This window comes from Frankia sp. CeTa3Moorea, from assembly GCF_978021225.1.
Genome location: NZ_CDXDOR010000160.1, coordinates 1 through 10582 on the forward strand (window position 1 = coordinate 1; position 10582 = coordinate 10582).

General features: G+C 67.6%; 10 protein-coding genes. 4 read left to right on the forward strand and 6 right to left on the reverse strand.

The window, feature by feature from the left end; translation table 11 throughout:
• Nucleotides 1-223: 223 nt before the first annotated feature.
• The gene (locus AC08OV_RS20630) at nt 224-652 is read left to right on the forward strand and encodes an NUDIX hydrolase (protein WP_476614567.1); all 429 of its coding nucleotides are present in this window, start codon (nt 224-226) and stop codon (nt 650-652) included.
• Nucleotides 653-795: 143 nt separating this feature from the next.
• Entirely contained in the window at nt 796-1581 is a 786-nt protein-coding gene (locus tag AC08OV_RS20635) for a carbohydrate kinase family protein (RefSeq protein ID WP_476614568.1), read from the forward strand.
• Here the strand turns inward: AC08OV_RS20635 and AC08OV_RS20640 are convergent.
• From AC08OV_RS20640 to AC08OV_RS20655, 4 genes are read right to left on the reverse strand one after another with little or no spacing between them, the layout of a single operon-like run.
• Nucleotides 1540-2973: an ApeA N-terminal domain 1-containing protein gene (locus tag AC08OV_RS20640; protein ID WP_476614569.1), complete on the reverse strand. Its 1434-nt coding sequence runs from the start codon at nt 2971-2973 to the stop codon at nt 1540-1542. The two genes, AC08OV_RS20635 and AC08OV_RS20640, sit on opposite strands and share 42 nt — an antisense overlap.
• A gap of 49 nt (nt 2974-3022) precedes the next feature.
• A complete protein-coding gene (locus AC08OV_RS20645; protein WP_476614570.1) occupies nt 3023-3664 on the reverse strand; it encodes a hypothetical protein in 642 nt (213 codons plus the stop codon).
• Between the two features lie 13 nt (nt 3665-3677).
• Complete coding sequence (locus tag AC08OV_RS20650; protein ID WP_476614571.1) at nt 3678-4820, reverse strand: radical SAM protein; 1143 nt, start codon at nt 4818-4820, stop codon at nt 3678-3680.
• Nucleotides 4817-5500, reverse strand: coding sequence for an adenylate kinase family protein (locus AC08OV_RS20655; RefSeq protein ID WP_476614572.1), 684 nt, complete (start codon nt 5498-5500; stop codon nt 4817-4819). Before AC08OV_RS20655 ends, AC08OV_RS20650 begins: the two co-directional genes overlap by 4 nt.
• Nucleotides 5501-5733: 233 nt before the next feature.
• Between AC08OV_RS20655 and AC08OV_RS20660 the strand changes: the two genes are divergently transcribed.
• Together AC08OV_RS20660 and AC08OV_RS20665 are read left to right on the forward strand one after the other, a co-directional pair.
• Nucleotides 5734-7293 (forward strand): XRE family transcriptional regulator, encoded by a 1560-nt coding sequence (locus tag AC08OV_RS20660; protein WP_476614573.1) that lies wholly within the window; start codon nt 5734-5736, stop codon nt 7291-7293.
• Nucleotides 7294-7896: 603 nt separating this feature from the next.
• Nucleotides 7897-8202 (forward strand): hypothetical protein, encoded by a 306-nt coding sequence (locus tag AC08OV_RS20665; protein WP_476614574.1) that lies wholly within the window; start codon nt 7897-7899, stop codon nt 8200-8202.
• Nucleotides 8203-8231: 29 nt separating this feature from the next.
• On the opposite strand, the gene AC08OV_RS20670 is transcribed toward AC08OV_RS20665, so the two are convergent.
• On the reverse strand, nt 8232-9053 hold the full coding sequence (locus tag AC08OV_RS20670; protein WP_476620148.1) for an alpha/beta hydrolase: 822 nt from the start codon (nt 9051-9053) through the stop codon (nt 8232-8234).
• A gap of 773 nt (nt 9054-9826) precedes the next feature.
• On the reverse strand, nt 9827-10051 hold the full coding sequence (locus AC08OV_RS20675; RefSeq protein ID WP_476614576.1) for a hypothetical protein: 225 nt from the start codon (nt 10049-10051) through the stop codon (nt 9827-9829).
• Nucleotides 10052-10582 lie beyond the last annotated feature (531 nt).

Genomic DNA, 10582 nt, shown 5'->3' on the forward strand with positions numbered 1-10582 from the left:
GCCTGACCCTGTGAGATGGACTGAGGGGGCTCGTGAGGGTATCGATCGGCTACACGCCCGCTCGAAGGCGAGTCGGAATCAGTATCCGCCGCGGACTTCCTGATCGAAGACTACGGTCGCTAAATTGGCCTGGCGTATCGGAATAGCGAGGCATTCGCGTTATACTTCCAGCAGGTCATACACGCACAGGCTGATCCCGGCATCGGTCAAAGGAGACCCGCTCATGCCTCGCCACCAACTCACCACCGACGTCCACCTCGTCTTGCTCCAAGGCAACAAAGTCCTGTTCGGCTGCCGCCAGAACACCGGCTATGAAGACGGTGCCTACCATCTTCCGTCCGGCCACCTCGAAGCCGGGGAATCTGTAGTCACCGCTCTGATCCGTGAAGCCAAGGAAGAAATTGGCGTTACGATCCAACCCGAAGCAGTCGAGTTTGCCCACGTTATGCACAACTCATCCAGCGGTGGCCGCGCCGCCTTCTTCTTCACGGTCCGAGCATGGGATGGCGAGCCGGAGAACCGCGAGCCCGACAAGTGCAGCGGGCTGGCTTGGTTCCCACTCGACGAGCTTCCCGGCCACATGATCGCCTACTGCCGCACCGCCCTCGAACACATCGCCGCTGGCCAGCCCTTCTCGATCTACGGCTGGTAGCGATGCCCGGGGATGATCCCGGCCCGGTGGTCTGCTTCAGCTACCTGGCTGCTGCATCGCTTTGGAGTGTTGATCGTTTCCCTCCGGCCAACCACGGGGCCGAGGTTCGGCGGGCCGAGTCCTCGATCGCGGCCGATGGCCCAATGGCCGCCGCCGTTCTGGCCGCGCTCGGCGTGCCGGCGCTGGTGATCAGCAACGACATCGGCGACGACGTCCAGGGCGATCAGGTGCGGGCCTGGCTCCATCGGCATCGGGTGGCGGCCTCCGCCGAGCTGGCGCCCGGTATGCCCACCCCGTCCATTGTGATCGTTGCCGATGACCAGGGCACTCGCACCTGGTTCCCGTATCTCCCCGGCGTCGCCGAAGCCCTGGCCGCGGTCGATCTGTCACCGCTCGCCAGGGCTTCCTTCGCCTACATTGACTGCTACCAGCTCATCGAGGCCGCTGCCGTCCGCGCCATCCAGGCCGCGCGGGCGGCCGGCGTGCCGACACTGATCAACCTGGGCGGCTCGGCGCTCTCGCCGGCGATGGCCGCCGCGATCCATGATCATCCAGATGCCTTGATCCAGACCAATGTCGACGACGCCGAGCACGAGGCCGCCCCGGCGGTGGCGGCCTCGCTGCTGCACGCGACGGATGCTCGCTGGGCGATGATCACCGCCGGGGCATCCGGCGCCATTGCAGTCGGGGACGGCCGACGAGTGTGGGTGCCGGCTTTCGAGGCGCAGGTACGGCACACCCACTGCGCCGGCACCGCCTTCTCCGGCGGCCTGATCTACGGCTTGCATCAGGGCTGGTCGATGCGCGATGCCCTGGAACTGGCTGCCGCCAGTGGGGCTCTGCGCTGTGAGCGCGCCCATCACGAGCCGCTCCCGACGCTCGCGGAACTACAGGCCCTTGCGGCTGGCCGGGCTCGGCTGACGGTCTGAGCCTGACGGCAAGCAGACGTACGGCACCTCGACGGGCAGCGCTGCTCGGAACCGTGGCCAGCGCCAGGTGCGGCTGATCATCGTGAGGCACTGCTCCTCGGTGAAGCCGAGGCGGCGCAGCAGGATGATCCGCAGCAGCAGCTCGACGGTGGAGGCCAGCCGTAGGACCTCTTCCGGTCGCTTGGCCATGCCGGGCAGGGTGTGGGCCACGATGTTCCGGTAGTCGTTGATGCGCCGGGTCCACCGCTTGACCTGTAGGCCGAGGTACGGGGCGAAGGCGACCCCCGCCTCGTTGATGAGGTTGCCTAGCATCCCGGCGTAGGTGATGTCGGAGTGCATGAGTTTGTTCTTCAGCCATTGCTGGTCCGGACCCTCGCCCACGGCTTGGTAGATCCGATCAAGCCGCGCCTGGTGCGCGGCGGTGTCCCTCTTGCCGTACAGGCGGCTGTGCATCCCCTCGGCCGCCGAGGCCGCGGTGAAGGCCCGGGTCGGGATGAAGCGCATCGACTGCTCTCGCAGCGAGAACAGCAGATCACAGACCGGGTTGAGCCGGGCCTCCAGCTCGAACCAGAGGGGCAGGTGGGTGGCCGGCTCGATGTCATCGAGCGTGAACACCATCTCCTGGCGGATGGATCTGGTGTACTCCGGCTCGGCCGCATCCCCGTACCGAACCTGGAAGGGCGCAGACAGGCCATAGGAGGCCAACACCTTGGAGTTGGCCATGATCACATGGCTGTCCCGGCAGGGTTCATCGGTGGCGAGATCGAAGAAGAAGCGCAGCGGCCGGATGTAGCGCACGTACAGGGCGTTGAACGACTGCGGCCGGTCGAGCTGGATCTGTATCTCCTCCTCGCTCCGGATGCTTCCGACCGTGTCGCCGTGCGTGGCGCTGTAGCTCCGGCCGATCATCGCCTGGCCATCGGGTACCGGGAAGGTCACCTCTGGCGGCCGTCTGAAGTACATGGCCCCAGAGTCGGCATCGGAGTCATCGGTGAACGGATGTCGGCCCATCCAACTGTTGAGGCCGGTGAGCCGGAACGAGAGCTGGTCAAACGTCTGTTCGCTAGCCTTGCTCAGGTGGCGGTCACCGATCAGCATCGCGGAGGCGAAGGTCTCGATGTCGCCGATGCCGTTCGGGGTTGTCCTGCTCGCGCCACTCCGGCAGCCGAGGAGGGTGACCTTGTTGTCCGGTCCCGGAACGTCACCGATGATCACTTCGTTGGTGAGGCGGTCGTGCTGGATGTGCCGACCAGCGGGGCGGTCCCGCAGCCCGCGAGGGGTCCGGAGCTGAATCTGCTCGCCGATGGTCAGCACGCCTCCGACGGGTGGCTGGCTACTGCCGGCGAGCTGCCATTCGCCCATGTAGCTGTCCTTGAACCTCTCGTCCGCCATGCCGTGGATCATGTCATCGGGCACCAGTAGCCCCGATCCGCACGTTCGGTCAGAACAGATCCCACTCCCGCAGCATCCTCGTCAGCTCGTCGAGCCGCTCTCGGGGCATCCGCTTGCGGGCGGCCTCGCCCGCCGACTCCTGGGCGGCGCCGAACTGCCACCAGCTCTCACCGGTCTTGCGGTCCATGACCAGGAAGCGGTCCTTCACCGCCGGCCCCCGGATGACCAGTGACACGGTGTACGGCTCGGCTACCACGGCGTGCACCATCGCGTGGTGCAGGGCGTAGCTGGCGCCGGCCTGCTCCTGGCGGACCTGCAACGCGGCCAGGCTGCCTGGCTCGGGTTCGGTGTCCACGTCGACGTCGCCGAACAGGTAGTGCCGGTACTCCCCGCGCAAGATCAGGCTGGCGTACGACCAGCGGTGGTTGTGCGGCCGGTCGAAGTGGCCGGGCAGGAAGACGTGCAGCCGCACCCGGATGCCGGCGTCGTCCTGGTAGAGGACGATCTTGTCGAGGATGTCGTAGTGCTCGGCGAGGGCCAGCAGCTCCGGCCGCTCCGGCAGGGCAAGCAGGGCTTCCCGCACGAACTCCGGGTCGTCGGCCAGCTGGGTGAGTGCCTTCCGGGTGGCGTGTTCCACGGCGTCGATGTCGTTCCAGTCCAGCCCGCGTAGCGGCGAGATGATGTGCTCCATCTGGATCTTCTCCTCAGTCTTCGGGCTTGGCGCTGGACTTCCATAGCCGGCAGACCGGCACGATGTCCGGCTCGGCGGCGCAGGACGAGCCACCCATGACGATCTCCTCGGCCGGGCAGCCGCCCTGGCAGGCCGTGGCCTTGCAGCCGCCGCAGGCACTCGTCGTGAGCGGCTTCGTGAACAGGTCGAACTCGTTGTCACCGCGGTTGAGCACCACCTGGCCGTCCTGCATCCGGGCGAAGTACAGGTCGGTGTCGAACAGGTAGGAGCAGACGTAGCACCTGCCGTCGGGAAAGATCGAGATCCGGTCCAGCGTCCGCCCGATGCAACCCTGGTAGCCCTCGGCGGCGTAGCGGGCCATCTGGTCGCGGCGGGCGTAGGTCGGCTGGTACCAGACCCGCGTCTGGTAGCCGGGCGCGATCTCGTTCAGCACGTCGCAAAACGTCACCCACTCCGCCGGTCCGATGGCCATGTCGGCGTTGCCGTGCCCGACGCCGATGGTCGAGAAGACGTGGAACTTCACCAGCGACACGCCGAGCTCGTCGGCGGTGTCCAGCAGCTTCAGGGCGTCCGGCTGGTTGGCCTGGTTGACGGTGCAGATGATCCGCGTGTCGAAGCCGCGGCTCGTCAGCTCGGCGGTCGTCTCCAGCGCCGTGTCGAACGTGCCAGCGCCGCGTACCCGGTCGTGGGTGGCGGCGCTGCCGCCGTCGAGGCTGACCTGGACGTAGGCGAAGTCCTCCGGCTCCAGCTGCCGGAACCTCCGCGCCGCTGGCTTCTGGGCGTTGGTCGTGGTGATGACGTCCTCGTAGCCGAGCTGCCGGCCGAGCCGGATGGCGTCCACGTAGTTCGGATGCAGCGTCGGTTCGCCGCCGAGGATGGTCAGCTTGCTGCCGCCCATCCGCCGCCAAGTGGTCAGCGTCGCGGCGATCTCCGGCAGGGTCAGCTTGAGCGCCCGGTCCAGCCGATCACCCATGTAGCAGTGTTCGCAGCGCAGCTGGCAAGCCTCGGTGATGTAGAGGTAGACATTGCGGAACCGGCCGTAGGCGATGCGCTCGATCCGCTCCGGCGCCGGCATACCCGCCCGACGGGGCATCCGGGCGTGGCCGTAGTCGTCGTCCGTGCGGACGCGCGGGGGGTCAAGGGACATAGTGGTCATAGTTGGCTGCTCCTCGGGGTCAGTAGCGCCGTGACGGCGTGAGCGACGTGGTCGGCTGAGGTGCTGCTGTCGAGCTGGGCCACCGGGATGCCGGCTGCCGCGAACGCCTGGCGGATGCCGTCGGCGGTCTGGCGGTAGCGGTTGAGTCGGGCACGCAGCAGGCGGGGCGCGTCGCCCCGGCGGGGGTGGAGGATGCCGCCGCAGCGGGCGCAGCGCTGGGCATCATCTGTACTGGGCACGGCCGGGAGGCGGGGGTCGCGGATGGGGTCGCGTTCGCAGCGGTGGCAGACCCGGCGCTGGAAGGCCCGCCGGTACAGCGTCGTGACGTCGACCGTCAGTTCCACGGCGCGGGCTACGCAGTCCGGCGCGTGCTGACGAAGCGCCGCCAGGAACAGGCGGACCTGGGTGGCGTTACCAGGGAAGTTGTCGAAGAAGACGGTGTGGATCTGGCCGCCCTGCGCCACGGTGTTGAGGTAGCCGCGCAGCGCCGTGACCACGGTGAAGTCGTCGATCCAGCCCAGCCGCTCGGCGCTGGTGGCCGTGGCCGCCAGGATGGTTTCCGGGACGTGCTCTCGAAGCCGGAAGACGGTATGCCCCGGCATTTGACCGAGGCTCGCGGTCAGCGTCGTCTTACCAGCGGCCGGCGGGCCGAAGACGGGTACGGCGACCGTGAGGGCCACGGGGCAACCCCCTTTCGCACCGGGGAGGCCAGACCGACGCGCCACCCACGAGGGGCGGCGGGGCTGGTCTGCGGCATCCCGATCAAGGACGTGAAACGGTCTTCAGCGTCAGGCCCGGAATCCGCCCCGACCATGCCAATGCGTGATGATCGACATACGCGCGACGCATAGACCCTGCTACCGGGAGTGTTAGCGTCCTGGTGATCGTCCGACGCGCGACCGAGGGGGAGACGGTGACGAGCACGCACCCGCTCCGCCACTGCACCCGCTGCGGCCACCGCCTGGCCGCCGACAACCTGCGCCCGATGTGCAGCCCCTGCCAGAGCGCCGCCCTCGACACCCAGGCCCGGCCGCCAGCCGTGCCGTCGGCGTTCTGGACGCTCGACCAGATGCGTGACGCTCTGGCCACCTGGCACATGGGCCGGGTGATCTTCGCCTACCGGAACCACCCGCACCACGGCCACACGCTGCCCCAGGAACTCGTCGGCACCTGGCTCGGCCTCACCCAGGCCCAGCTCAGCCGCATCGAGAACGGCCGGGCACCCGAGGAACTGACCAAGCTGATCCGCTACAGCCAGATCCTCGGCATACCGGCCGAGCTGCTGTGGTTCGACCTGCCCGGCTCGCCGCGTGCCCGTGCCGGCGTTACCGAGGCTCAGCCACCGGTCCTGATGCCGGTGCTGCTGGGCGGCCGGGAGGTCATGCTGCCGATAGACGCCAGCGCCGCCAGGGCCAACGGCCTTGACGATCTCGTCGCGAACCTGGCGTCCGATTCCGAAACTGCGGATAGACCAGGCGGGCCACCGGCTATCCGCGGCACGACCGCGCGTCGGGTGGCGGCTCATGTCCTGCCGGTGGCTGGCCTCGATGAGTTGCAGCACGTGGCCGCCGCCCTGGACGATGCCCGCCGCTACCTGGACGGCTCGGTCGTCGGCTTCTTCGCCCGGCAGTTCGAGCGATGCAAAGCTGATGACGGCGAAGCCGGCCCGTTGGGTGTCTTACCGCTGGTCCTCGGCGTGCTTGGTGCCATCCAGCAGCACGCCCGCGACGTCCGGCCTGAAATCCGGCGTGACCTGCTGGCCGTCGGGGCTGACGGTGCGGAGTTCGCCGGCTGGCTCTACCGCGACCTCCACGACCCCGGCTCGGCCGCGTACTGGTACGACCGGGCCATGGAGTGGGCTCAGGAAGCTCAGGACGACTCCATGCAGGCGTATGTCTTGATCAAGAAATCGCAGATGGCCTACGACGGCCGGGAACTGGCCCGGATGCTGACGCTCGCTGAGGCCGCCTCCCGGGTGTGTCCCGCGCCCCGGGCCGCCGTCCACGCCGAGCGGTTGCAGCAGGAGGCGCTCGCCTTGGCCACCCACGGCGAGTCGCTGACCGTTATCGAGCGGAAGCTCGACAATGCCCGGCATGTGCTCGACGAGGCCGAGTCCGGCGCCACGACATCGACCGAGTCTCACTTCACCACCGTCACGCTCCAGCTGCGCTCGGCCGCCATCTACACCGAGGCAGGCGTTCCTGACCGGGCGGCCGGCATCTTCGGGGGCATCCTGAGCACGGGTTCGCTGTCGCGTCGGGACACCGGACTGTTCGGTGCTCGTCGGGCCGCGGCCCTTGCCCTCAGTGGGCATCCAGACGAGGCCGCCGCTGCGGCGCTCGATGCACTGCGGATCGCTCATGCGACCAGCTCGGGCCGGACCTTGACGATCCTGGCTGATGTGGGTCGGACGCTTGAGCCGTGGCGAGCGCGTCCAGGGCCACGGGACTTCCGGGAAGCGATGCTTGCGTAGCAGTTAGAACACGCCCTGCGACCTGGCCGAGTATCGCGGCTCCTTGTGGGTCAACGGTGTATCCGGGCCGAATCTGCCTGCCACGGTGGACTATCTCGTTTAGTCAACGGATGGCCAACTCGGCTATTGCTTACTTAGCGTCGCAGGCTGGACGCTCAGTGCATGGCGCGGTATCGGTATCGGTGCGGTGCGATCTGTCCCGACGGGACGAGATGTCGGAACCCTGTCAAGGAGGCCGGTCAGCGCTGTTACATCCGCTCGCATCACCAGTCGTGGCCGACGATGCAGACTCGGCAGACCCGTCCACGCCGGAGCACCTCGGCGATACCGCCGGCACCCCGGCTGGGAACCGTGCCAGCAGCGCCACGTCCTCCAGCGCCGCGGCCTCCGAGCCGTGAGGAATTGCAGGTGCGGTCGGCATCGGAGTCGTCCGCAGGCCTGATCACTTCCAACTTCCCGGCTGTTGTTGGCGACAGGGCGACCAGGTACGTCAGTGACCAGGTGTGGCAGCGGGTGACTCGCTCCTGGTCGGGACGGCGATGCGAGACGCTTGCCCGCCTGGCACGGGCCATTCTGGAAGGGCGCGAGCGGCTTCATGAGGGGATGGGCGAGTTCGCCAACCGCGCGCTCGGCTTGGTCAACCGGTCTTCCGTCGAGCGGCAGTTCGCATCGGAGCTGGTGAAGCAGCTGCCGCTGCCAGCGGTCGACGAGAACCTGATCGCCGCCGCACGAGGGCTCCAGGTGACCGGGATCGTGGTGTGCGTGGCGCGGAGCAGCCCGCTGATGCAATGCGCGTGCTTCACGGACGTCGTGCTCGTCGAGGGGCAGGCCAAGGTCAAATCGTTGATCACGGCCGGGATGCAGGACTGGGCCGGCCTGGGGAACCTTGGTTCTCCTGGGGCCACTTGATTGTGATCGGTGAGCAGAAGGGGTCCTACCTATCCGTCTGTCAGCCACTCGGCGACGGTGCGGATCACGAACGCCTGCCACTCCTGGCTCTGGGGCTGGAGGTACTGCGGGTCGTCATGGACGGCGAAGCCGTGCTGCGAGCCTTCGACCTCGACCAACCGGTGCTCGGCGGTGAACTTGCCCATCGCGGCCCGCGACGATTCGATCGGCACCAGCGTGTCTTTGGTGCCGTGTACCACCAGTGTGGGCGCGGCGATCTCGCCGATGGCCTCGTCCGGCCGCAGCCAGAACACCTCGTTCAGCAGCGGGCGGCCGTGCTTGAGCGTCGGCGTGAAGGTGATGGCCCCCTGCTCGTCGAGCGTCTTCACCATGTCGTCGTCAAGGCGGTCGTCGTGCCAGTACGGCCGGCTGTCGATCGTGCGCCACTTGTAGTTGAACTGAGGGTTGAGCAGCACCAGGCGGGCGACGTCGTCCGGCCGCTTCGCCGCGTAGTAGCCGCAGATGCCCCCGCCGAAGCTCGCGCCGAGCAGGCTCACGTGATCGACGCTGGCCGCATCCCGCACGTGAGCGATGGCCACCCGAATGTCGTTGAGGATGGACGACAGCGTTAGCTCCTCCTGGCGGCCGTCGCTCTCACCGTGGCCCCGGAGGTCGAATCTGAGCGACGCCACGCCTGCCTCGGCCAGTCCGACGGCCAGCCGGGTGAAGAAGCCGCCCTCCTCACGGGTGACGCCGCCGCCGTGAACCAGGACCACAGCCCGGTCAGCCGCGGCATCCGGCGTGGTCAATGACGCGGCGAGGCGCACGCCGTCCAGCGCGCGGAGCGAGGTGGCGGTTTGGTGCGTGGGCATGGCACTCCTCGGGACATGGGTGGCGCTGCTACGGGCCATCCTCTGGTGAACGGCGCTCGGAGACCAGAGCCGCCGGAGAGCCGTCTATCGCCCAACACCCTCGCCGGGCGGCAAGTCCCAATCCAGTGCCCGCAGGGCATCGGCGACGCGCTGTAGCGTGGCAAGGTCATCGAAGACTTCAATCGGTTCGGCGGCTGTGGCCGGTCTCGGGCGCGAGGGCAACGGCTCGGCGCTCCCGGCCGCAACGTCGATTGCACTAGACGAGCAAGTCCGAACCTCGGGTGGGTGGTGGGCTGGGGGAGGCCGTAGGGCGTGGTTCACTCCGGTCGCGGTCGCGGTCGCGGTCGCGGTCGCGGTCGCGACTGACGATCTGATACTGGCGACTGGCTTCTCGCGGCGGGTTCGAGTTCGTCGATCTCGGGGCTGTTCCCGGGCGGCGAGACGTGGCGTGGTCGTGTGGTGAGGGTGGGGAGGTGGGTGTAGCCGTCACATGAGAGCGCCGGACAGTGGCGCTAATGCCGCCTCGCCTTGCGACGGGGCAACCCGAGCCGAACCGCCCGGCATGGGAACCTGGCATGCCCGACTGGTCGCGCGCGGCAGGTCGCTGGTTCGTGTCGTTCACCGTCGAGGTCGATGGGAAATCCCCGAACGGCCGACGCGGCGACAGCGCGCCGCCGGGCCGGTAGGCGTCGACCTCTACTACCGATAGGGTATACACCACAGAGGATCGAGGAACAGCCCTGCGATCCGTCGTCAGCCGCCGTCCTCATTTGTCAGCTTTGGGTGAGCATGCCGGTGTAACTGTTGCTAGCGAATGCCAACTGCCCGTCGTCACGGGGGTCAAGCCTATATACCCCGGCTCCGGAGTAGGAGTTGTCGCCGCAGTTGGGGCCTCTCACCTGCTCGGTGTCGACGCTGATTCCTCCGTTCACCCGCAGGTCGGCGAAGTACAGCTCACCGCTACACTCCCCGGCGTCCGACCACGATCGCGTGTACACCGTGGTGCCAACCTTGCTGTTTTTGCCGACTCCAGCATTCAACGTGATGGTAATGTCAACCCGTCTCGTTCCGGAGTCGCCGCCCACCGTGCCCTTCCAAGTGCCAACCAAGTTGTCAGGGATGCGCCACGTAGGGGGGTCGTCGATGGCGATCGCGGATAGCGACCCTGTGGGGCTAGGCGACGGAGTGGCCGGTTCGGGTGACGGCGAGGGGGTGCGTGAGGTTGGTGGGGTCGTGGGCAGGACGGTAAGAGCGGACGACGATTGGGGCAGGGTCTCCGCCTCGGCCGACTCGCTCGATCCCCCGGTCAGAGTCAGAGGGATCACGATGGCCACGAGGACGCCCACGATGGCTACGAGGACACCCACCCATGTCGCGATGGTCTGGGAACGGAACACTCCCATGACCCGAGACCAGAACGCACTCAATCTCGTCGCCCCCCCGTAGAGACGCTCAGACTCCGTGATCGTTAATACTAGACGAGTAAATTCGGCGGATTCCAGCGATCAGTGCACCATCGGTTGCGATCC